At 70.2% G+C, this 23,622-nt stretch carries 16 protein-coding genes; 6 read left to right on the forward strand and 10 right to left on the reverse strand.

The window, feature by feature from the left end:
* Positions 1-14 precede the first annotated feature (14 nt).
* The 3 genes from NVU01S_RS40040 to NVU01S_RS40050 form a co-directional block, all read right to left on the reverse strand.
* Positions 15-5,498 (reverse strand): ATP-binding protein, encoded by a 5,484-nt coding sequence (locus NVU01S_RS40040; protein ID WP_043675695.1) that lies wholly within the window; start codon positions 5,496-5,498, stop codon positions 15-17.
* A 239-nt stretch (positions 5,499-5,737) separates the two neighbouring features.
* The gene (locus NVU01S_RS40045) at positions 5,738-6,367 is read right to left on the reverse strand and encodes a DUF8176 domain-containing protein (RefSeq protein WP_226887293.1); all 630 of its coding nucleotides are present in this window, start codon (positions 6,365-6,367) and stop codon (positions 5,738-5,740) included.
* 174 nt (positions 6,368-6,541) lie between these two features.
* On the reverse strand, positions 6,542-9,424 hold the full coding sequence (locus NVU01S_RS40050) for an ATP-binding protein (protein WP_167829417.1): 2,883 nt from the start codon (positions 9,422-9,424) through the stop codon (positions 6,542-6,544).
* A 378-nt stretch (positions 9,425-9,802) separates the two neighbouring features.
* Between NVU01S_RS40050 and NVU01S_RS40055 the strand changes: the two genes are divergently transcribed.
* The gene (locus NVU01S_RS40055) at positions 9,803-10,636 is read left to right on the forward strand and encodes an SGNH/GDSL hydrolase family protein (RefSeq protein WP_052280927.1); all 834 of its coding nucleotides are present in this window, start codon (positions 9,803-9,805) and stop codon (positions 10,634-10,636) included.
* Between the two features lie 18 nt (positions 10,637-10,654).
* Here the strand turns inward: NVU01S_RS40055 and NVU01S_RS40060 are convergent, their stop codons facing one another.
* Complete coding sequence (locus NVU01S_RS40060) at positions 10,655-11,095, reverse strand: ABA4-like family protein (protein WP_043675688.1); 441 nt, start codon at positions 11,093-11,095, stop codon at positions 10,655-10,657.
* Positions 11,092-12,081: a hypothetical protein gene (locus NVU01S_RS40065; RefSeq protein ID WP_043675686.1), complete on the reverse strand. Its 990-nt coding sequence runs from the start codon at positions 12,079-12,081 to the stop codon at positions 11,092-11,094. Before NVU01S_RS40065 ends, NVU01S_RS40060 begins: the two co-directional genes overlap by 4 nt.
* A gap of 127 nt (positions 12,082-12,208) precedes the next feature.
* Between NVU01S_RS40065 and NVU01S_RS40070 the strand changes: the two genes are divergently transcribed.
* On the forward strand, positions 12,209-12,841 hold the full coding sequence (locus tag NVU01S_RS40070) for a MerR family transcriptional regulator (RefSeq protein ID WP_043675685.1): 633 nt from the start codon (positions 12,209-12,211) through the stop codon (positions 12,839-12,841).
* Between the two features lies 1 nt (position 12,842).
* On the opposite strand, the gene NVU01S_RS40075 is transcribed toward NVU01S_RS40070, so the two are convergent.
* From NVU01S_RS40075 to NVU01S_RS40085, 3 genes are all read right to left on the reverse strand, one after another.
* On the reverse strand, positions 12,843-14,030 hold the full coding sequence (locus NVU01S_RS40075) for a DUF4153 domain-containing protein (RefSeq protein WP_043675828.1): 1,188 nt from the start codon (positions 14,028-14,030) through the stop codon (positions 12,843-12,845).
* Between the two features lie 1,176 nt (positions 14,031-15,206).
* Positions 15,207-16,136 (reverse strand): HAMP domain-containing sensor histidine kinase, encoded by a 930-nt coding sequence (locus NVU01S_RS40080; RefSeq protein ID WP_373864246.1) that lies wholly within the window; start codon positions 16,134-16,136, stop codon positions 15,207-15,209.
* 134 nt (positions 16,137-16,270) lie between these two features.
* On the reverse strand, positions 16,271-16,972 hold the full coding sequence (locus NVU01S_RS40085; protein ID WP_156161735.1) for a response regulator: 702 nt from the start codon (positions 16,970-16,972) through the stop codon (positions 16,271-16,273).
* Between the two features lie 136 nt (positions 16,973-17,108).
* On the opposite strand from NVU01S_RS40085, the gene NVU01S_RS40090 reads away from it, so the two are divergent.
* Positions 17,109-17,537: a hypothetical protein gene (locus NVU01S_RS40090; protein ID WP_063048243.1), complete on the forward strand. Its 429-nt coding sequence runs from the start codon at positions 17,109-17,111 to the stop codon at positions 17,535-17,537.
* A gap of 7 nt (positions 17,538-17,544) precedes the next feature.
* Here NVU01S_RS40090 and NVU01S_RS40095 read toward each other — a convergent pair whose 3' ends face one another.
* Together NVU01S_RS40095 and NVU01S_RS40100 are read right to left on the reverse strand one after the other, a co-directional pair.
* Positions 17,545-19,524: a heavy metal translocating P-type ATPase gene (locus tag NVU01S_RS40095; protein ID WP_043675679.1), complete on the reverse strand. Its 1,980-nt coding sequence runs from the start codon at positions 19,522-19,524 to the stop codon at positions 17,545-17,547.
* 165 nt (positions 19,525-19,689) lie between these two features.
* Positions 19,690-20,190, reverse strand: coding sequence for an RICIN domain-containing protein (locus NVU01S_RS40100; protein ID WP_167829416.1), 501 nt, complete (start codon positions 20,188-20,190; stop codon positions 19,690-19,692).
* A gap of 226 nt (positions 20,191-20,416) precedes the next feature.
* Between NVU01S_RS40100 and NVU01S_RS40105 the strand changes: the two genes are divergently transcribed.
* The 3 genes from NVU01S_RS40105 (at position 20,417) to NVU01S_RS40115 (ending at position 22,873) form a co-directional block, all read left to right on the forward strand.
* A complete protein-coding gene (locus NVU01S_RS40105) occupies positions 20,417-21,130 on the forward strand; it encodes an endonuclease/exonuclease/phosphatase family protein (protein ID WP_043675674.1) in 714 nt (237 codons plus the stop codon).
* A gap of 69 nt (positions 21,131-21,199) precedes the next feature.
* Entirely contained in the window at positions 21,200-22,048 is an 849-nt protein-coding gene (locus NVU01S_RS40110; protein ID WP_043675671.1) for an alpha/beta fold hydrolase, read from the forward strand.
* Between the two features lie 114 nt (positions 22,049-22,162).
* Complete coding sequence (locus NVU01S_RS40115) at positions 22,163-22,873, forward strand: S1 family peptidase (protein ID WP_043675668.1); 711 nt, start codon at positions 22,163-22,165, stop codon at positions 22,871-22,873.
* Positions 22,874-23,622: the final 749 nt, after the last annotated feature.

Below are 23,622 nucleotides of genomic sequence, written 5' to 3' on the forward strand. Positions count from 1 at the left end.
CGCTACCGCCGAGCTCAGCTCGGCTGTGCCTCGACGACCTTGGCGCTCAGGTGCGCCTCGATCGCCTCGAAGATGCGCGGACGCAGTTCCGCCGCGCTGATCACCGCGTCCACCGAGCCGACCTCCACGGCGCGCTGGATGTTGTGCACCCGGTCGAACTCCGCGGCGACCTGGCCGAGCTTCTCGGTGCGCACCGAGGAACGCAGCTCGTCGAGTTCGGCCTTGAGCGGGCCGCGCTCGGCGACCGCGGCGGCCGCGACCCGCGCTTCCAGCTCGCGGACCCGCTCGTCGGCGGCGGTGCGGGCGTTCACGTCACCGGCGAACACCACCGCGGCGGCGGGCGCGCCACCGAGCACCGAGGCGAACGAGCCGTCGATGGCGAGCGCGGTCATGTTCGGGTTCAGCGTCTTGGAGAAGACGACGAACGCGCCGCCGTGGTAGCGCGAGATCACGCAGAACACGATCGGGCCACGGAAATTGACGATCGCGCGACCGATCTCGGCGCCGTACTCGAGCTGCAGCTTGCGCATCGATTCCGGGGAGCCGTCGAAGCCGGACAGGTTCGCCAGCACCACCAGCGGCCGATTGCCGCTGGCCGCGTTGATCGCCCGCGCCGCCTTCTTCGACGACCGCGGGAACAGGGTGCCCGCGGTGTAGGTGTCCGGGCCGTCGGTGGGCGGGAAGCCGCGGCGCGGCACCGACTGCGATTCGATGCCGAGCAGGCACACCGGGATACCGCCGAGGTGCGCGTCCTGCACGACCGCGGTCTCCGCGTCGGCCATGCCCGCCCACCGTTCCAGCACCGGGTGGTCCTGGTCGGAGACGGCGCGCATGACGGTGCGAATATCGAAGGGCTTCTTGCGATCCGGGTTCGCCTTGGCCGAGAAGATCTCGCCGACCGTGGTGAAGTCGCTGCCCGCGAGCAGATGCGGGAAGTCCGAGACGTCGCGGTCGATCGGATCGGCGGTCTCCGCGCGCCGCGGATGCAGCTCGCCCGGGGCGATGTAGGTGTGGTCGTAGTGCGACATCAGCACCTCGCGGGCCGCGAGCAGGTTCGGCGCCCAGTACTGCGCCTGCCCGTTCGGGCCCATCACGCGGTCGTAGCCGCCGATACCGAAATTGTCCTCGGCCGAGACGCCGCCGGAGAAGTCCAGCGCCTGCTTACCGGTGAGCACCATCGCCGAGTCCGGGGTCATGACCAGGATGCCCTTGGTGTGCATGAGCATCGTCGCCTCGGCGTTCCAGTACGGCTGGGCGCCGACGTTGATGCCGGAGACCACGATGTTGATCTCGCCGCCGTCCTGGGTGAACTCGACGATCCGCTTGAGCGCGGCCGCCACCCAGTCCATGTTCTCGGTACCCGACTTCATCGAGATGCGCGCGCCGGAGGAGAGCGCGTACCACTCCAGCGGCACCCGCATCTGCTCGGCCAGATCCAGCGCGGCGATCACGCGCCGGCATTCCGGCTCGGACAGCGCGCCGAGCGACTTGGTCGGGTCGCCGAGCAGGATGACCCGGTTGACGCCTTCGGGATGGCGGGTGGTCGGTGTGCTGACCACGCCCGCGACCATGGCCGCGGAGTTGAGCCCCTTCGGCCGGTCGACCGGCACCAGCCGGTGCGCGTCGTCGAGGTCGTACTCGCGGAAAGTGCCGAGCAGACCGGTCAATTCGTACGGGTACACGGTGTTGCGGCTGCTCGCGCGCAGCACCTTGAGCCGGTAGTCGTCGAGCGGCTCGACCAGGGCGGTGGAGGGCTCTTCGACGATCAGCTCGTGGCCGCCGGTGGCGTCGAACGAGATCCGCATCGAGGTCTTGTTGAGCTCACCGGTCTGCGGGTCGCGCTGGCGCGCGATGAACAGCATCTCCTCCAGGCCCGCGCCGGCCGCGGTGGGCAGCACCCGGTCGGCGATCACCAGCAGCTCGGTGCGGGTGAGGCTGCTCGGCGGCCACACGTAGATCACGATCCGGTTGGTGTTGAAGCGGTTCTTCGACGGCCGCCGCGACTGGGCCCGCCGGATCGAGTCCAGGCAGGTGGCGATGGTGTTCTCCGCCGTCGGCAGCGCGATCAACCGGCCCTCGTGCTCACGCAGCTCGGTCAGGTCGCGTACCTGGGCGAACGCGACCAGGCGATCGTCGGACGGATTCTCCTGCGCCACACAGCGGAACAGGTAGACCTCTTCGTCCGAGGACGGCAGCCGGGTCAGGTCGAACTTGCTGAGCCGTTCCATCTGCATCCGCTGCGCGATGTAGGGGTGCAGGCCGCGGATCAGCCGCTGCTCGACCATGCCGCTCGGCGAGGGCTCGAAGGTGAAGTGGTGGTGCATCACGTTGGCGCCACTGCCCGCGACCGTCGCGGTGAGCCTGCGAACCTGGGCGGGCAGCGGGTACTGCTTGACCACCTCGTCGAGCAGCTGCGCCATCACCGCGAAGTCCTCCGGCTGCTGCGGCCAGGCGAGGTAGATGTCGGCGTCGACGGCGTCTTCCTCGACGGCCAGCTCGGCGAGACCGCGCAGCGCGTCGCCCAGCGCGTCGAAGCTCACCGCGGCCGAGGCCACCGACGAGTCCGCCCGCTCGGCGACCACGAAGGTGCAGCCCGCGGCCACCGTGGTGCGGACCCCGAGCAGTTCCTTGTTGCCGTAGTACCGGCGGGTCAGCACCTCGAGCATGATCGCGTTGTCGAGATCGTCGCGGTTGAGCCGCTGCCCGAGGATCCGGACCAGCGGCTCGGTGCTGCGCACCATTTCCGCGACGCGCTCGGCGCGGTCCGGCGCGTCCGCGTGGGTGTCCAGGTAGCGCAGGTGGTTGCGGATGTCGGCATAGACCCGCGCGCGGTTGCGCCGCAACAGCGGCTGACCGAACCAGGAGAACACCAGACCGCGCGCGAGATCGGCGACCACCGGGAAGCGGACCTGGGTCGCGGCGATCAGTCGTTCCAGGGTGCGGGCCGCTGGCTCGTGCTGCGTCTCGTCCGGCGGGGCCTCGCCGAGCCAGGTGCGTACCAGCGCGGTGACGATCGAGGCCGCGACGGACGCCCGCTGCTGGGCGAGGAAGATGCGGAACACCGCGGACTCGAGCTCGGGCGTGCGATCCAGCTCGGTCACGTCGTAGTGCTCGAGCGCACGAGACAGCTTGGCCTGGAACGCTTCCGGGAGTCCGGCCCGCTCGACGTCGAGGCTCTGCAGGTAGGTGTGGAAGCGTTCGCGCGCACTGTGCACGTGACCGCCGATCTCGTCACCGGCCTGCCGGTTGCGGCTCAGCTCGGCGAGGTCGGCGAAGACCTCGATGAGGTCGAGTTCCTCGGTGAGCGGACGCTGGCCGTCCTCGACCGACGAGCGACGCGCGGCGAGGTAGTCGTCGAGCACCCGGCCCTCGTCGTGCGGGTCGACGTCGAAACCGAGCAGCAGGCTGCGCAGATCCTCGAGACCGCGGCGGGTGCGCTCGCGCGCGGGCAGCGCCGCGGGCGCGGCGGGCAGGTCCAGCTCGATCGTTTCCGCCGGGCCCTCGTCGGCGGCGTCCTCCTCGTCGCTGAGCGGCTCCAGCCACAGCATCGGCGCGCCGGTCTCCACCTGGGTGCCGACCGAGACCACGCACTGCTTGAGCCGCGCGTTGAACGGCGCGCGCAGCACCGTCTCCATCTTCATGCTCTCCAGCACCAGCACGGGCGCACCCGCCTCGACCTCGGCGCCGATCTCCAGCGGCAGGGCGACCACCAGCGCGGGCGCGGGCGAGCGGACCACGCCGCCCTCGTCGCGGCTGACCCGGTGCGTCACGCCGTCCACCTCGACCAGGTGCACGGTGCCGTGCGAGCCGGTGAGCAGGCGGTAGCGGGTGCCGTTGACGACGATCTGCCCGGTGTGCTCGTCGAAGCGGTCCAGCTCGACATCCGCGGTACGGATGTCGTCGCCGGCCTCGACGCCGACGCGGAACCGGTTCGCGCCGACCCGCGCGACGCGCGCGCGGTAGCTCACGCCGCGCAGCGCGAGATCCAGCGCGCGGCCGCTCTCGTGCTGCACCTGCGGGCGACCACCGGCCGCGGTGGACAGCAGGCGTTCCTGTTCGGCGTGTTCTTCCTCCTCGTACGCGCCGATGGCCGCGGCGGCCAGCGCGACGGCGGAGTGGCGGTGCGAGACGAGCCGGCCCTGAGCGCGGACCCGGTCGATCCAGCCGGTGTCGGCGCTGGCGTCGATCACCTCGGGCTGATCGAGCAGGTCGATGACGAAGCTCTTGTTGGTCGCGCCGCCCTCGATGATCACCGTGGTGTCGGCCATCGCCCGGCGCAGCCGGCCGAGCGCCTCGTCGCGGTCGCGACCGTAGGCGATGATCTTGGCGATCATCGAGTCGAAGTCGGCCGGGATGGTGTCGCCCTCGCTGACGCCGGTGTCGACCCGGATGCCGGGACCCGCGGGCAGGTCCAGGCGGGCGATGCGGCCCGGCGAGGGCGCGAAGTCGCGGTCGGGGTCCTCGGCGTTGAGCCGGGCTTCGATGGCGTGGCCGCGCTCGATCGGCGGCTGCCCCTCGAGCTTGCCGCCGGACGCGACGTGCAGCTGCGCCTTGACCAGGTCGAAGCCGGTGGTGGACTCGGTGATCGGGTGCTCGACCTGCAGGCGGGTGTTCACCTCGAGGAAGGCGAAGATCCGCTCGCCCGCGTGGTAGAGGAACTCGACGGTCGCCGCGCCGCGGTAACCGACCTTGACGGCCAGCCGCTCGGCCGAGGCCTTCAGCTCGCCGACCTGCTCCGCGTTCAGCAGCGGCGAGGCCGACTCCTCGATGACCTTCTGGTTGCGGCGCTGCACCGAGCAGTCGCGCACGCCGAGCGCCCACGCGGTGCCCTGACCGTCCGCGATCACCTGCACCTCGACGTGGCGGGCCCCGGTGATCAGCCGCTCCAGGAACACGATGCCGCTGCCGAACGAACGCGCGGCCTCCTGGCTGGTGCGCTCGTAGGCGTCGGTGAGTTCGTCGGCGCTGGCGACCATGCGGATACCGCGACCGCCGCCGCCCGCGGTGGCCTTGAGCATCAGCGGATAGCCGATCTCGGTGGCCGCCGCCAGCGCGGCGTCCAGGCTCTCGACCGCGCCGCGGCTCCACGGCGCGACCGGCACGCCGACCTCCTCGGCGATCAGCTTCGCGCCGATCTTGTCGCCGAGCTTGCGCATCGCGTCGGCGTTCGGGCCGATGAAGGTGACACCGATCTTTTCGCACAGCTCGGCGAACGCGGGGTCTTCGGCGACGAAGCCCCAGCCGACCCACGCGGCGTCGGCCTTGGTCGCGACCAGCGCGTGCTCGAGCACCTTCAGGTCCAGGTACGGCCGTGCGGCCGCAGGGCCGAGGTCGTAGGCCGTGTCGGCCTCCCGCACGAAGGTGGCGTTGCGATCCACGTCGGTGTATAGCGCGATGGTTTCGATCGTTGTCGCGGTCTCCGCGGCCAGCTCCCGCACGGCGTGGATCAGCCGCATCGCAGCCTCACCTCGGTTGACGATTGCGATACGCCTGAACACTCGACAGTCCCTTCCTCTTCGTAGCGCCGGCACGGTCGGCCAACGGTCTTCGCGGCTCGGATCCCCGTGCTGTGCAGCTTATTCTGCGATGCGGACGCACGGCTCGCCGTGTGTGTTCGCATGCGCGATCGGTCGATGCAAGAAACGCAGGGGTGCAAAGGTTTCGGACCATAACATGCGAAGACACCACCAAACCCCCCTTCATTCTTATTACCCGCTGGTACGCGCGCGTTACACCCTCAGGTGGGTGGCGCGATCTTCGCGATCGAGACCGCGCCCGCCCCGGCGGTCACCGTGACGAACTGGCGATATGTGCGCACCGCGGCGTCGGGCCGAACCTCGGTGATCACCACGTCGAAGCGGCCGTCGGCCATCGGCGTGATCATCACGCAATGCTGTGTACCCGCCGGTACGGACCGGATGCCCGCGTCGATCACCGACACCGGCGGCACCGCGGCATCCGGCGTGGTCACCGCCCGCGCGTCGGACCCGGACCGGGCCACGTAGTAGGCGTACTGGAACGCGAGGATCACGTCCGGTCCCGACGCGGTCGAACCGCTGCCGTTGCCGCGCACCAGTTGGTCGCCCCGGGTCGGCTGGCAGCCGGGGCCGCCGCCGAGCACCGGATCGGCGTAGGTGGCCGACTGACGCGGCGCGCCGGCCTCCGCGGTGTACACGAGCACCACCGCGACCGCCGCCATCGATCCGGCCAGCGCGACCGTGCCGACCAACCAGGGCCGGCGCGTGCGGTAGGCGTGCCAGCGCTGCGGCCGCGGCGGGGGAATCATCCCCGGCCACAGCGGCACGGCAGCGCGACCTCTGCCGCGACGTGCGGCGATGTGCCCCCCGGACATGTTCGACGACGACATGACCGCCGCACCCCCTTACCGGTGCCTGCTCAGCGCAGCCCGGCACCCCTCAATGCCGTTGCGCAGTAACAACATTGCATACCCGTGCGAACCGCACCCAGCGAATCGCCAAGAGAGACCGCACGGTCCGCGCACGAGCGGCGGCGCGGACCGGTTCGTTCCTGCCGGACGGCACTAGCCGAGCAATTGCTCGCGCACCTGCCGCAACCGGTCGACGTAACGGCGCCAACCGAAACCCCCGCGCGCGTAGTCCGCCAGCGTCCGATCCACCAGATCGCTTGCCGTGCGCCGGTTTCCCTCGGCCAGCGCCAACGCGGCCGAGACCGCGCGGGCCGCGAACCAGGTGGTGCGGCCCGGCTCGGTTTCGCCGTAGGCCCGCTCGAGCAGCGTGCGCGCCTCACTCAGCGCGCCCTGGGCGATGAGCACGTCGGCCAGATCGATATCGGCAACGCTGACCTCGATACCCATGTGCGACAGCGCTGTTCGGCAGTGCGACTCGGCACTGTCCAGGCGGCCCGCGGCGAGTTCCACCCCACCCCTGACCTGTTCGGTGAAGGCCAGCATGTGCCGGTCGTCGAGTCTGCGGCTGTAATCGTCGGCCTCGGCGGCGACCTCGAGCGCCTCGTCGAACCGGCCGAGATCGAACAGCGCCCGCGCCTGGTTCGCCAGGCCGCGCGCGAGCCCCAGTTCGTCGTCGAGCGCCCGATCGTATTCGGTAGCGCGGCGGTAGCTTTCGAGCGCGTCCTCGGCCAGCCCGGCGAAGAGCTGCGCCGAGCCGCAGGCGTCCGCGCTCGCCGACGCGCCCTGCACATAGTGCATCTCGTCAGCACGTGCCTCGGCGGCCTGCAACGCCTCGATCGCGCTGCGATAGTGTCCCCGCTCGACGTCGATACAGCCGCGGTTGTAATCGATCTGCAAGACCTGCTTGGGCGCCGCGGGATCGACGAGTTCGGCCGCCTCGGCGAGCAACTCGGCGGCCCGGTCCAGCTTGCCGAGCATGATCGCGTGGAACGACCAGCAGGTCAGCGCCCGCACCCGATGCTCGGACCCGGCATCCACGGTGTCGATCAGCGCCTCGAAGTGCCGGTTGGCCTCGCTGTACCAGGCCCGGGCGTTCCACGCCTGATGCATGGTGATCGCCAGGCGCAGCCCGGTTTCGGTGTGCGCGCTGCCCGGCGCGCGGGTCATGGCGGCGAGGATGTTGGGCCACTCGGCGAAGATCGCGGCGACGCTGGCGGCGGAACTGAATCCGTCCCGGCTTTCGACCGCGCAGGCGTGGTCGAGGCACCACATCGCATGCCGCCGCTGCAGTTCGGCCGTCTCACCCGCCGCGGCGAGCCGGTGCGCGGCATGGTCACGCACCGTCTCCAGCAGCACATAGCGGCGGTAGTCGCCGTCGGTCAGCACCGTGAGCAGGCTGCGCTGCGCCAGTTCCGACAGCACGTCGGCGACCGCGATACCGCCGAGTTCGGCTGCGGGAAAGATGGATTCGATGGCCTCGGGAGCGAATCCGCCGACGAAGACCGAGCTGCGGCGCAGCACCGCGCGCGCGGGCGCGTCGAGCAGCTCGTAGCTCCAATCGAGCGCGGCGCGCAGGCTGGCGTGCCGGCCCGCCGCGGCCTCGGGGCGGCCGCCGACGAGCAGGCGTACCCGGTCGTCGATCCGGTCCGACAGTTGCGCGACGGTCAGTGTTCTGGTGAGGCCGGCGGCGAGTTCGATGCCGAGCGGCAGCCATTCGACGGCCGCGCAGATGCGCAGCACCGCGTCCCGGTCCGCCTCGGCCAGCGGGCCGTCGACACGTTCGGCGAACAGGGCCACGGCCGCTCGGCGATCCAGCGCGCCGACGGGCACGACCTGCTCGCCCGGATGATCGAGCGCGCGCTGCGAGGTGACCAGCACCGACACCCGGTGCGCCAGCAACGCGTCGACGGTCGAAACGACCTCGGGGAGTAGGTGTTCCGCGTTGTCGAGGACCACCAGCGCGTCGGCCAGACCGGGGGCGAGGTCGGCCAGCTCGGCACCCGGTACCGCGTCCAGCCCCGCGGCCGCGGCGAGGGCGGGCGCGATCTGCGCGCCCTGCGGCAGCGCCGCCAGCTCGACGAACACCACCGCACGGTCGGTACGGGCCACCACCCGGGCCGCCTCCAACGCGAGCCGGGACTTGCCGCTACCCGCCGCCCCGACCAGCGTGACCAGTCCCGCGTCCGCCACCCGGCCGACCAACTCGGCCAGCTCGTCCGCGCGGCCGAGAAAAGCGGTATCCGGACCAGGAAGCTCACTGCCCCAATGCTTTTCGTCTGACTCCTGGTCCGCTGGCAAGCGCAGTGCCGGATCGTGTCGCAGCATCCGATCGCGCAGCTCGATGGTCGCCGGTTCCGGATCGACGCCGAGCTCCGCCAGCAGACCGCCCCGCAACCGATCCAGCACCGTCAGCGCCTCCGGCTGGCGGCCGGTGCGGTACAGCGCCAGCGCCGAGAGCCGATGCAGCGGCTCGTGCAACGGATGCGCGCCGGTCAGCCGGGACAGCTCGAGCACGGTCTCGGCCGCGGCGTCGGCGGCCAGCGCGGCCTCGATCCGCGTGACCACGAGGTCGAGCCGCCGCCGCTCCAGCCGGTCCGCTTCGAAATCCGCGAACGGCACCCCGCGCAGGTCGGCCAGGGCCGCGCCGCGCCAGCACTGCAACGCCTCGGCGGCCGCCGCGCGCACCTGCGCGGTCCGGCCCGCCCGCTGCGCCACGACGATCCGCTCGGCGGCCGCCGTCACCGCGGTCAGGTCGGGGATGGTCGCGGTGGTGGCATAACCGGTGGACGAGCGCACCACCAGACCGGCGTACGGGCCGAGGGTGCCGCGCAACCGCGACATCAACGACCACAGCCGCTCGACGGGCCGGGCGCCGCCGTCCTCGCCCCACAGATCCGCCGCCAGGGTGGTGTCGGCGATCACGGCGCCGCGCCCCAGCGCGAGCCGCACCAGCGCCGCGCGTTCGAGCGGCCGATCGATGACGATCTCGCGATCGCCGTCCCGGACGAGCACCGGGCCGAGCACCAGGATCTCCATACGCTGCGCCGCGCCGGCCGCGGCCCCAGCGGAACCGTTGCCGCGCTTCCCCTTTCGACGTCCGCCGAGCGAAATGCCGGTACCCGGATGGTACGCGCGATCGACGCGCCCGCCGGAGAATGCCGCGCGGTGCTCGGGCCGGCGCACCGCGGGTCCCCTCCACCGCATTCTCCGGCGGGAACACCCCCGAGAACAGGCGAGTGCCGCCTGCGTGGTCCAGGCTGCCGGACCGACCTTTCCGCGGCGTTTCACCCGCGTCTCACCGTCGCGGCGGGCCGCGACACTCACCTGGCCGGGCGCGCGTGACCCGGCGATCCCGCATAAGGTTGGGCACGACACGCGAAGCGGCGCCCGGCTGTAGCCGGTGGCAGGAGCGAAATGAGCGCGGTGCGGGACAACAGCAGCGGGGCCCCGGCGGGTGCGGCGGCCTGGCATGGCAAGCGCTATGTGGCGCTGGGCAGTTCATACGCGTCGGGACCGGGTATCGCGCCGCGGGTACCGGGCACGCCACGGCTGGCCGGGCGGTCGCAACGCGATTACCCCCACCTCGTGGCCGCGGCCACCGGACTGTCGCTCACCGACGTCACCAGCAGCGGGGCGACCTGCGATCACCTCCTGCACGCGCGGCAGTTCCGGCAACAGCCGCAGCTCACCGCGGTGACAGCCGCGACCGACCTGGTCACCGTCACGATCGGCGGCAACGACATCGGTTTGACGCCGTACCTGATCGCCCGGCGTCTGCCGCGCCCGCTGCTGCTGCTCCCGCCGCTGGCCCACTTGGGCGACGCGCGCGCCGTCCGGCGGCGATTGCCGGCCGTCGAGGATCGAATCGCCGCGGTGCTGCACGCGATTCGGGAACGCGCACCCGAGGCCACGATTCTGGTGGTCAACTATCTTTCGGTGCTCGGGCGCCGCGCGCCCACCGATTCGACGGTCGATCGCCACTATCGCGCGTTCGCCGAATCCCTTGCCGCGCATACCGCCGCGGCCGCCGAGCACTTCGGCGCCGAGCTGATCGACGTGCGCACACCGAGCCTGGACCATGCCGCCGACTCGGCCGACCCGTGGACCGTGGACTTCTACTTCCCTTGGCCGGGAAGGACTTACGACGGCGCGCCGTGTCATCCGACGGCGGCGGGGATGGCGGCGGTCGCCGACCTCGTCGTCGGACGGCTCGCGGCACTGTCCCCCGCCGATCGCTCGCGTCCCTGATCGCGCGGCTCGCCGGAGTCACGCCGCCGCGCCGGTCGCCGCTCTCGGCGCTCGAAAAGCCCGCACGAGCAGATAGAGCAGCACACCGAGCGGGGCGAGCATGATCGTGAACACCAGCAGCGGGCTGATCAGCAGCGCGGGCAGACCGCGCTGTCGGCTGTCCAGGAAGATCCAGCGCCCCAGGAACAGGTCGAACGCGATGAAATGTGCCCAGGCGGCCGCGGCGCCCGCGCTGCCTCCGAGTAGGACCTGTATGCCGGCCAGGTCCGCACCGGACACCGCCGACCACACCGTCCCGAAGTCCGGCAGCACGACGATCGCGTAGATCAGCATCGGCGGTACGCAGATCAGCGGGGAGGCGACGACGGTGGACGTCCACCGCCACCACGGGGCGAGAATCATCAACGCCCAGAACGGGGCTGCGGTGTAGAACGTGAGGTCGAACAGGAAACTGGTCATCGGACACCGCCACCGGTCGAGACCAAGGCCGGTGCGGCCGGTTCCGGTGGTATCGCACCGCGCAGGATCACCACGACCGAAACTGTTGCGGCGAACGCGATTGCGCCGAAGGCGAGCAGGGTGAGCGCGTCCGGATGCACCACCGGCTGGCCGCGTAGAGCCTGCCAGGTGAGCACCGCGAGCAGCGCCGCGTAGGCCACGCTCACCACCACCATGACGCCGCGTCGCGCCGAAACCTCGCGCAGCGCGGGCAGGCGCCGGGCCGCGAGTTCCACCGCGAGCAATACCAGCGGAATCACTTGCAGCGCATGCATACCCAGGAAATGCGGGATTCGCAGATCGCCGCCCACCGTGCTCCAGCCCAGGATCGGCAGGCCGGGACCGCCGTCGGCGAGACCCACGGTATGCGCGCCGCGGATCGAACCGCCGCTGTCGAGCTGGGCCCGGGTCGGCTGGGTCATCAGCATGCCGAGGGCCGCGCCGATCACGGAAAGTACTGCGCCGGAACGGATCGCGAAGTCACGGGCGCGATCATGCGCAGGGCTGCGGAACAGCGCGGCGGCGGCCAGCACGGTGGCCAGCCAGACCACGATGATGGTCGAGCCCATCGCCGACCACAGCGCACCGTTGAGCGGGGTGGTGAAGTTGAAGTGGCTGGTGGTGCCCCGGACGATCTGGATCACGATGATCACCAGTTCGATGCCGAGGCCGATCGCGGCGACGGCGCCCGCCCACCACGCGGCTCGTCGCCAGGCGGTGAGCTGGTCGATCAGCCAGGCCCAGGTCACGGCGTAGATCAGGGTGGAGAGCGCGAATTTCACCGCCTTGGTCCAGATCGGCAGTCCGGTGAGCACGCGATCGTCCACGATCATCCCGCCGATCGCGAAGACGGTCAGGACCGCCATCGCGGCGGCGAGCAGGACTAACGGGCGATGCCAGTGCAGGAAGGCGAAACGTCCGGCTGTGGGCCGGTATGCGGAGGTCATGGGTGCTGCTTTCGACGAACCGGGCAGACAGTGCTGAGTGCTGCTATCGATAGTTGTACTATCGATGCCGATTATGGATAGCTGTACTTCCCACTGTCAATAGCCCGGCCGAGAGCAGGAGTCGCCCATGCGGATCGCCGAACTCAGTCGCACGAGTGGCGTGCCGCCCGCGACGATCAAGTACTACCTGCGCGAAGGCCTGCTGCCACCCGGCCTGCGCACCCACCACAACCAGGTGGAGTACGGCGACCAGCACGTCAACCGGCTGCGCCTGATCCGCGCGCTCGTCGACATCGGCGGCATCTCGATCAGCGCGGCGGGCGAGCTGATCTCCGTCCTCGACACCGGCGACCTGACCGCCCGCCAAGCCCTCGGCGAGGCCATGTACGCACTCGGCGCCCGGCGCTCCCCCGTCGGCGCGGACCAGCAGGCCGCCGCCGAAGCCGACGTCGCCGGCCTGCTCGCCCGCCGCGAATGGTCGGTCGACGACGAGAACCCGGCACGGCACACCCTGACCGACGTGTGCGCCGCGCTGCGCCAGCTCGGGCACGCCGACGTGATCGCCAAGATGGACGACTACGCCGCGGCCGCCGAAGCCGTCGCCGCGATCGACATCGAACTCGTCCGTGGCGTGCCCACGGTCGAGCGCATGACCGAAACCGCCATCGTCGGAACGATTCTCGGCGACACGATGCTCTCCGCGTTACGCAGGCTCGCGCAGGAGCACGTGTCCGGCCGGGTGCTGCCGGACGAGGACTGACTCACCGGACCGCGCTCGCGCGCGACAGGTTCCAGCCGTTCCACGGGTCGGAATCCATTCGCTCGTGGATACTTTCGCGCACCTGGGTGCGCATCGGCTCCGGCAGGCGATCGACGGCGGGCAAGCTGTCCGGTGACAGCACTGTCAAGTAGCCGATGTCGAACGGCTTGCCCTGCTGCCAGCGATCGATGTTCTGATCGGCGATCAGTCGTTCCGGATTCACCACTGCCAGCGCCAGCAGGGTCGCCATCGCGGTGCCGAGCACGGTGCGCACCAACCACATTCGGCGCAGGCTGAGCACAGCGGCGAGCACCAGCAGATAGACCAGGCCCAGCCACAGTTCGCAGACCTCCACCAGCAGTCGGAGCACGGTGAACCCGTATGCCTGCTGATAGGTCCACATCCGGCTTAGCGCCGACGCGACGATGAGCAACGAGAGTACCGTCACCGCACTGAGCAAGGCTCGCAACCACATCCGGTCGCCCGCCGTCGCCTGATCCGCCCACCGCAGCACCACCAGGAGCACAGCCAAGGTCAGGATGCTGACCACCGACAGCTGCCAGAATCCGGTCCGTGCGTACTCGGCGTAGGTCAATCCGGCGGTGCGCTGGACATAGTCGTCGCCGCCGAACAACGCCACGAACTGCGCGATGACGAACACCAGGAACAGCGCCGTCAACGCGCCCGCCGGCAACACCCACTCGATTCGGCGCAGCTGTCGAACCCGCAGTCCCCCAGCACTTTCCGAAGCAGGCAGTAGCGGCGCCGCCAGCAAATACAGCGCACCGGCCGCGGCGAGCCCCAGCACGGTGAACAGGAAGATCCACTGGAACGCGAGACCGCCGTCGACCCGCGGCGTCACCGCGTCGAACAGCGCCGCGAACGTCGCGTCGGCCCCGCCGAGCAGCGGCACGAACACCGCCAGCAACGCGAGCGTGACCACCGCCGACAGCGCGACACCCCACTCCCGCCGCCCCGCCCCCGACCGTGCACGCTCAGCCCCGGCGAAAAGCCACTGCACGCCCGGCAAGACCGCGAGCGGCACCGCGAACACATCGACCCAAGCGCCGTTCGCCGACCGCCGCCCGACCACCGCCAGCGATGCCGCCACCCCCGCGCCCGCCAGACAGCACACGAACAACCACCCGGCCGCCCGGAACACACCCACCGCAGGCAACACCAAAACCATTGCCACCCAATAAATCCGCGCCGCCTTGTCGCCGAACCGGAGCCCGGTGCCACCGACGGAGGCTGCCGATTCGGCCCCCGCCACCAATCCGTCGCCCGTTGCCGCGCCACCGATCGCAGGGCGGACCCCGGATACCGAAACGTCCTCGGACACCAACTCGTCACCGACCCCTCGGTCATCACCGACCCCTCGGTCGCCACCAGACGCCCGGTCCGCGCCAGCCCCCCGGTCCGCGCCGATCCCCTGGTCACCAGAGCTGAGGTCACCTTCGGACGCCCGGTCGCCGCCGACCGCCCGGTCCTCGCGGGTCGCAAGGACGTCTCCGGTCCCGGGATCGTTGCCGCTCGCCGTGTCGCCACGGTCCTCCGCAGCCGCACCGGTTGCGAGGTGATCACCAGCCGCAGACATATCGCGGGCCGCAGAGTCATCGCCGGACGCGAGAGCATCGCCAAACGCGGAGTCCTTGCCGATCGCGGCACGATCACCGGACGCGGGGCCATTACCGATCGCAGCATCGCCACGGATCTCCGCATCGTCACCGGTTACGGGATGATCCCCAGGCGAGGCCGCATCGCGGGACGCGGCGCAACCGCCATGCAGGGGCGCATCGGCGGACGCGGGCACATCGGTGGGCGCAGAAGTAGCCCGGGTTGCGGGGTGGCCCCAGATCGCGGCGTCGTTGCCGACCGTTGGCGCTGGAGCGGGCTGCGGGTCCGACGTCGAGCCGTCCCCTCCGCGGTTCGATGTCACCGCCGCTCCCGCTGGGCCCGGGAGCTGCTCTGCGGCAGGTGATTCGGGGGATCGGGCGAGGGTTTTGCGGGCGTTGCGGTCGACGGCGCAGATCGCGCCGACCGCGATGGCGGCGGCCAGGAACCAGCCGATGCCGGGACGGTCCAGTGGGATCAGGACGGCGCCGGCGAGGCCGATCAGCAGCGCGGCGGCCAATGCGCCGGGTGGGTGGGTAACCCGTTGCCAGCGCGGGATTTTCGGTGGAATGCGCATCGGCTGCGAGGCCGGCCACGTCGCGGAGCGCGGCAGTTTGTGGTGGACCTGCTGCGTACCGGACAGCGTCGAAGGTACTGGTGCAGTGGCATTTTCGGGCATGACTACCCTCCTGAGGGTGTGCGGGATCGCCCCGGGACCTGAGGGCGGCCCAAGGTGCGGTGGGAGAAGGAATCAGTCGGGCAGGACCACGCGGATCCGGGAGCCGGGATCGGTGACGGCGATGGTGCCGCCGTGCAGGTCCACCACCCAGCGGGAGATGGCCAGGCCGAGACCGGTGCCGCCGCCGTCGGTGCGACCACCCCGGGTGAACCGGTCGAAGACGCGCGCACGGTCGGCACGCGGTATGCCCGGCCCGTCGTCGGCGACCTCGATCACGAGTTCCCCGGGTAGTCGCCGCGCGGTGACGCGCACTTCACCGCCGGCCGGACCGTGCCGGGCGGCGTTGTCGAGCAGATTGAGCAACACCTGGTGCAGCCGGGCCCGGTCCGCGAACACCGTTGCGGCACTGGGCTGCACATGACTGGTGAAATACACGCCGCGACCGAGCGCGGCCGCCGCGACCTCGGCCTCGGCCACCACTTCGGCGAACAGCGGTGCCACATCGAGCTTTTCGCGGTCCAGCGGAAACGCCCCGGCCTCGATGCTGGACAGGTCGAGCAGTTCGGACACCAGCCGGCTCAGTCGCTCGGTCTGGGCGAGCGCGGTGCGCAAGGTTTTCGGATCCGGTTCGGAGACACCGTCGACGAGGTTTTCCAGCACCGCGCTCAACGCGGTGATCGGCGTGCGCAATTCGTGCGAGACGTTCGCGATGAGGTCGCGGCGCTGCTGGTCGGCGGCCGCGAGATCGGCGGCCATCTGGTTGAACGCCTCGGCCAGCTGCCCGACCTCGTCGCGCGAACTCGCCCGCACCCGGCGGGTGTAGTCGCCCTGCGCCATCCGCTTGGCCGCCGCGGTCATCTCCCGCAGCGGCCTGGTGATGCCGTGCGCGAGAAACTGCGAGGTGGCCAACGCGATCACCATCGCGGCGACCGTCGTCCGCGGCGGCAGCCAGCCGATCTTGAACCGGAAGAACCCGAACGCGATGCCGCCGGCGCACAGCATGAGGATGGCCAGCTTCACCTTGATCGAACGCACCGGATCCAACGGGCGCGGCAGCACGTCCGCCACCCAGTCCGAGGTGAGCCGGAGTCGCCGCGCGAGCACACCCCCCGACCCGGGATCGGCGGGGTCCGTGCTCATCGCGCCTCCAAGGCGTAACCGACGCCGTGCACGGTCCGGATCAGGTCCGCGCCGAGCTTGCGCCGCAACGCCTTGATATGACTGTCCACCGCGCGGGTTCCCGCGGCATCGGCCCAGTCCCACACTTCCTCGAGCAGCCGTTCGCGGGCCAGCACCACGCGCGGGCGGCGCGCCAGCCGAGCGAGCAGATCGAATTCGAGCGGCGTGAGCTGGGCTTCGACCTCGGCCCGCCAAACCCGGCGCTGGTCGATATCGATGCGGAGGTCACCGACGGCGATCACGGTGCCGTCGCGATCGGCGGCCCGATCCATCCGGCGCAGCAGTGCGTGCACCCGGGCGGTGAGCACCCGCAGCGAGAACGGTTTGGTCAGGTAGTCGTCGGCGCCGACGCCGAGCCCGATCAGCTGGTCGGTCTCGTCGGTCCGCGCGGTCAACATCAGCACCGGCACCGGCCGCTCCGCCTGGATCCGGCGGCACACCTCGAGCCCGTCGAAGCCGGGCAGCATCACGTCCAGCACGACGAGGTCGGGGGCCAGCGCGGCGGCCGCCGCCACCGCGCCCGGCCCGTCGTGCGCCAGGTCCACGGTGAATCCCTCGGCGCGCAACCGGGCCGCCACGGACTCCGCGATGGTCACCTCGTCGTCGACCACCAGGATCCGCCGCAGCACCTGTCCCCCACCCGCTCCGCTCTGCTCCATGCTCGCAAACCCTAGCCACCACCTGTGGAGAGCCGCCGCATCAAATGTGGAGATTCCGTGTGCGGCCGGGCGCGGGACACGGCCGGATCGGATTCGGCACGACGCGCGAAGCCGGGCGGTGTTTTAGGCTGCGGACATGAATCCTCGCCTGCAATACAGGGATTGGCCTGGTGAGGCCGAGGGGCGGCTGGAGTGGTTGCGGGCCGACCTTTCCGACGATATCCAGCTGGACTTCCGCGCCGGAACCTCGTTGGACGAATTGGAGGCGGAGCTGCTGCGCCGGTTCGGCGAGGTGGCCGCGCTGGACGCACCGGAGGTCGGGCCGTTCGTCGCCGGTGTAGCGACCTACCTGGGCGAACTGCTCATCCGGCGCACCGGGGCGCGCTGGAGCTGGCCGGTGCAACCGGCCGCCGGGGATCCGCCGACGCTGATGCTCACCGCGGATTTCGACTTCGAGGTCGTCTCGCCCTGGGACATCATCGCCGCGGCCGTACGGGACCGCACCGGCACCGCGTTCACCGCGTTCGTGCGCCGATGGGATCCCGTCGAACAAGCCGCTGACTGAATTCGCGTTACTTCTGCGCGACCGGTCGCGGCTCGTGCTCGATGCCCTCGTGCTCGGCGCCGCGGCGGAAGCGCAGCAGGCGCAGCGCGTTCGCGACGACCAGCAGGGTCGAGCCTTCGTGGATGAAGACCGCGGGGCCGATCGGCAGCCCGATGAGTGTCGCGGGCACCAGCGCGGCGACGATCAGCAAGGAGAAGGCCAGGTTCTGCCGGATGATCCCGGCGGTCCGCCGGCTCAGCGCCACCGCGAACGGCAGCCTGCCGATATCGTCGACCATCAGCGCCACATCGGCGGTTTCCAGCGCGACCGCCGAGCCGCTCGCCCCCATCGCGATGCCGACCGACGAGTTCACCATCGCGGGCGCGTCGTTCACGCCGTCACCGACCATCGCCGTGCCGTTGCGGCCGCCCAACCGCTTGACCATGGTGACCTTGTCCTCGGGTAGCAACCCGCCGTGCGCGGCGTCCAGACCCATGTCCGCGGCGACCGCATCGGCGACGCGCTGGTTGTCCCCGGAGATCAAAACGATGTTGTCGATCCCGAGTTCCCGCAGCCGGGCCACCACGGGCGCCGCCTCCGCGCGCGGGCTGTCCATCACACCGACGACGCCCAGGTAGGCGCCCGCGTGCCGGACGATCATGGTGGTGCGGCCCTGATCGTGCAGGTCGTCTACGATCTCGACGAGCGCCGCGGGCAGACCCGCCGGATCGAGTTCGGTGAACATGGTGCGGTTGCCGACCTCGGTGGCGCGACCGTCCACCAGTGCGGTCACACCTCGACCGGTCACCGAATTCACCTCCGACGCAGTGCGTTCGGCGCCGGCGGGCACCAGTAGTGCGAGATCGCGGGTGATCGCGCCCGCCAGCGGGTGATCGCTGTAGGACTCCACGGCGAACAGCGTGGTGATCAGCTCGTCGCGCAACTCGGCGCGCACCGGGACGATATCGGTGACCCGGGGTTGACCCCAGGTGAGCGTGCCGGTCTTGTCGAACGCCATCGACCGCACCCGGCCCAGCGTCTCGAGCGGGCCGCCGCCCTTGGCCAGCACGCCCGCCTGCGCGGCCCGCGCGATCCCGGCCAGCACCGCGCTCGGGGTGGCGATCGCCAGCGCGCACGGGCTCGCCGCGACCAGCACCACCATCGCCCGGTAGAAGCTGTCCGCGAACGGCTCGGCATTGACGAACACACCGAACGCCAGGACGCCGAGCACACCGGCCAGCACCACCGGCACATAGAACACCTGGAACCGGTCGATGAACCGCTGGGTCGGCGATTTCTGGGTATCGGCCTCACGCACCATCGTGATGACCCGGGCCAGCATGCTGTCGGCGGCCCGGCTGGTCACCAGGACGTCCATCGCGCCCGCGCCGTTCATCGTGCCCGCGAACACCCGATGCGTTTCCGGTACAGGAGTGCTACTCGACAGCGCGGCCTGCGCATCGGCGACCGGCGCCTTCTCCACCGGAATGCTCTCGCCGGTGACCGAGGATTCGTCGACACTGCTCACGCCGGCGACCACGACACCATCCGCGGCGAGTCGCGAATTCGGCAGCACCACAACCACATCGCCGATCGCCAACTCGTCGACCGGTACCTCCCGCACCGCACCGTCCGGACCGCGCACCAGCGCGGTGCCCGGCGCGAGTTCGGCCAGCGCCTCGATCGATCGCTGCGCCCGGCCCATCGCGTACTCCTCGAGCGCGTGCCCGAGGCTGAACAGGAACAACAGCACCGAACCCTCGGCCCACTTGCCGACCATGGCCGCACCCACCGCCGCAACCAGCATCAGGAAATCGACCTCGAACCGGCCGCGCCGCACCGTCGCGATCGCGGTGCGGATCGTGAAGAAGCCGCCGAAGAAATAGGTGGCGGCGAACAGCACGATCGCCACCCACTCGGGTGCGGATACCAGGTATTTCGCGGTCATGCCCGCGGCGTAGGTGACACCGGAGGCAATCGCGAAGATCAGCTCCGATCGCTCCCCCATCCCTGCGTTTTTGTGGTCGTGCCCGGCTGCTCGTCCGTCGCTGCTCATATCTACATAATATGCATAGATCGCCATATCTGCATAGCTTGATTTCTTTGATCCAGTCGACGGACCCCCGCCGCGACTCGTGACTGTGCGCCCGACGAGTCGCGCCCGATCCTGCGGTCAGCCGAGAGCCGCCACTTCCCAGAGGCCGCCGTCATTGCGGCACCTCCGGTTCTCGGAGGTCATCCGCACCTTGTCATCGCCGAAAACGATGTCCGGACAGGCATACCTACTGTCCCCGCCGATCAGACGGGTGGCGGTGCCCCTGAGGCGGTAGCGGAACCGCTGGTTCGCGTTGTCGGCGCCGCAGGAGAATCCGTAGACGATTCCACTCTGCCCGCCGCTGTCCAGACACAACCCGGTGGCGACGTTCTTCAGCTGAACGAAGCCGTCTGCGACGATCTTCCACTCCCACCGCTGCCGTGGCGCGGCGGCAGCGGGCTGGCACGAGGCCACCGAAGCGGTGGTGTCCGAGTCGAGATTCATGCAGCGCAGGTCCTCGTCCTCGGCATCGGGAGATCGATCGTCGAAGAACAACCGGACCACATCGCCGCTGCCGGGTTCGGCCGCGGAGCTCGGTGCCTGACCGACCAGCACGGTCGTCGCCGCCAGAACAATCACCGCCGGGAGAATCCTTCCGAGACAGGTGGTGCGCATTCGGTCTCCATTCGTAGTGGGGACTGCAATATGGGGATCACCGACCTCCTTCTATACCGGCACGGCGGCGCTCACCAGCGCATCATCGGGTTGCTGTCGGGTCACGAAGCTCGCCGCGCGCCCCGTCCGGCGACGCGCGACGCTGCTCCGCCGGGCGGGGATCGGTGCGCGTCGCCTAGCATCGCGACATGTGATCACCGTTGCCACCTGGAATGTCCTGCATCGCATTCATGCCGAGAACTGGTACGAGGACGTCTCCAGCAGATGGCCGGACGAGGCGGCGCGCATCGACGCGGTCACCGCGCGCATCGCGGCCCGCACCGAACAGCTGATCGCACTGCAGGAGGTCAGCGGTGACCAGTTGATCAGCCTGCGGGCCGGATTGCCCGACCGCACAGTGCATTCCATGCAGTATCAACGCCTGCCCACGGCGCGCAGGCACGCCAGCCAGCTGCGTGATCCGAGCGAACACCTGGTGCTGATCGTCGCGGGGCCCAGCCGGGAGATCGCGGCCGAATCCTTCGCCGACGACCCGGGCAAAGGCGCGCTGGTGATCACCGCCGCGGGCGTGCTCGTCCTCGCGACGCATGTGACCGGCGACCGGCGGCGGGCGGGCCAGTTCCGTCGCTTGGCCGAATTGGCGTCCAGCACACCGGAATACCCGGCGGTGCTGCTCGGCGACTACAACATCGACCGCGAGACGGTCGCCGAACAGTTCGGCGCGGGCTTCAGCGTCGCCGACCTCTCCCCCGGCGCGCTGCCGACCCGCCCCCGCTCCTCGGGCGCGAAATCGCAGTACATCGACCATGTCGTGGTGCGCGACGCGACGGTGCACGAGGTGACCGTCGAGGACGTCGACGGGCTGTCCGATCACAACCTCGTGCGCGCGGCCATCACGCTGTGATTTAGCTGCCCGCCGGGCAGATGACCCGATTCCCCGCCGAGCCGGTCCGGACCGACCGAGAATGCTCCTATGGTCGAGATCAGCCGCGGGGTCGCCACCGTGAACGGCATCCACATGCACTATCGACGCGCCGGCTCGGGTTCGGCGCTGGTGCTGTTGCACGGCTGGCCGCAAACCGGCTACTGCTGGCGGCGCGTACTGCCCGCCCTGGCCGAACGGCACACCGTAATCGCCCCGGACCTAAGGGGTTACGGGCACACCGACAAACCGACGGCCGGCTACGACAAACGGACGATGGCCGCCGACGTCGCGGCGCTGCTCGAATCCCTCGGCTTCGACACCGCCGCCGTGGTCGGTCACGATCGTGGCGCGCGGGTAGCCCATCGCTGGGCCCTGGATCGGCCCGATCAGATCACGAAACTCGCTGTGCTCGACATCATTCCGACGAGGGAGACCTGGCGGCGGATGGATGCCGCGCTGGGGCGACGCTTCTTCCACTGGTTCTTCCATCTGCAACCCGATCTACCGGAACGTCTTGTCGGGCACGATATTTCCGGATATCTGCGGTACTTCTTCGAAACCTGGACGGTCAATCGGCACGGACTGCCCGGCGAAGCCATCGACGAATACATCCGCGCCTTCAGCACTCCCGGCGCGTTGCGCGCGGGTTTCGACGACTACCGCGCGGCCGAACTGGACACCGAGCACGACAATGCCGACGCGGGTCACCGCCTGCGCATGCCGGTGCTCGCCCTGTGGGGCGCCGCCAGTTTCCTCGAAGAGATACCGGCCCTGCAGATCTGGCGTGAGTATGCCGAAAATGTCACCGGCGCAGCCATTCCCGAATGCGGCCATTTCATCGCCGAAGAGCGGCCGGAAGCCCTGCTCGCCCACCTGACCGAGTTCCTCGCCGCCTGATTGCGCTTGCACCGAGATCTGGTCACGGAACGGTCATCGACCGCGCCACAGACCGGCTGGTCTGGGAGAATTCCGGGTGGCCCTGGACGCGTGTGCGCGAACGAAAGGTGCGACATGGTTGCGCTGGGACGGTTCGGCAGACAGCTCGCGGTCGGCGCGCTCACCCTGCTCTGCGCCGCCGGTGCGCACGGTGTCGCGGCGGCGGTCGAGCCGAGCACCAGCCTCGGCGGCGGATCGGGGATCCTGCTCGGGCGCGGCGCGTGCACGTTGACCACCATCGGATACGACCGCGCGGACCGGCTGGTCGGGCTCACCGCGGGGCACTGCGCGGAACTCGGCATGTCCGTGCGGGCCGAGCAGACCCCGGACGCGGGCGTGGTCGGCACGGTCGCCGCCGTCGACCACCAGAACGACTATGCGGTAGTCGAATTCGACCACGTCAAGGTGCGGCCGAGCAGGCAGGTCGCCGCGACCGTGATCGGAGGCGTCGGCGCACCGCCGCGACCCGGGGACGTGGTGTGCAAACACGGGCGGACCACCGGATACAACTGCGGTGTCGTCTGGGGTACGCACCGGTGGTGGTTCCAGAACCAGTCCTGCTCGCAGCCCGGCGACTCCGGCGGGCCGGTCACCCTCGGCGACCGCCTCATCGGCATGAACGTCGGACACATCGGCATCCCCGCCACCGCACTCCCCGCCGTCGACCTGATGTGCAAATCCGCCGCAGGGCCCCTGCACGATGTCGCCGTCGCCACCCAGATCGGCATGGTGCTCGCCGACATAGATCGCACCGGCGGCATCGGTTCCGGATTCCGACCCCTCTGAGCCCACGCGCCTCGCCGCATGTCGAGTCCGGCGAACACCAGATTCGCCGAGGCGCACGCGTCAAGCCGCGCCTCGTTGGCAACCGGCCCGTCCAGCCCCATCAGGTGACGCCGTTGGGCGGCGCGCTACCCGAGGGCCCTCTATCCCAACACTCAGTCCCGAGGCACCCCTGAAGCGTGCACCGCCACGCCGAGCGACACGCGCTCTGCGAGCTGGACAGTTGATCACCAGGTAATGGTGGCGGAGGGCTCTCGACCGATGCCGCCACCATTACCTGGTGATCAGTTGACCAGTTCGTACGAGCGCCTATGCGGACTTCGTGCGACCGGCAGGTGCCACGCATTCGTCGCATGGCAGAGCGGGTTCGATAGGGCGGCTGAGGTGGCCCGCCGGATGCGCAGATGTGGACTTCGCGCCCGCCTGACCTCTCGATGCGAGCGTCTCATCAGGCTTCGCGCGCCCGGCGGACGTCAGGCATTCATGGTCGCGTGGGAGGACGGGTGCGGAGATCCGGGGAAATGGGGCGGGAGGCCGGTTGGGCGGCCTGCGAGACGGGCCCCCTGCGAAGCTAGGCGCGACCGCCGGGCGTCGCTCGTAGTGGCATGGAGCGCGTGCGGGGGAGGAAGGGGCGGGAGGCCGGGAACGGCCTGCGAGACGGGCCCCTGCGAAGCTAGGCGCGACCGCCGGGCGTCGCTCGTAGTGGCATGGAGCGCGTGCGGAGGCCGGGGGGGCGGGAGGCCGGAGGGCGG

It is taken from the genome of Nocardia vulneris (assembly GCF_001613425.1).
Lineage (GTDB): Bacteria > Actinomycetota > Actinomycetes > Mycobacteriales > Mycobacteriaceae > Nocardia > Nocardia vulneris.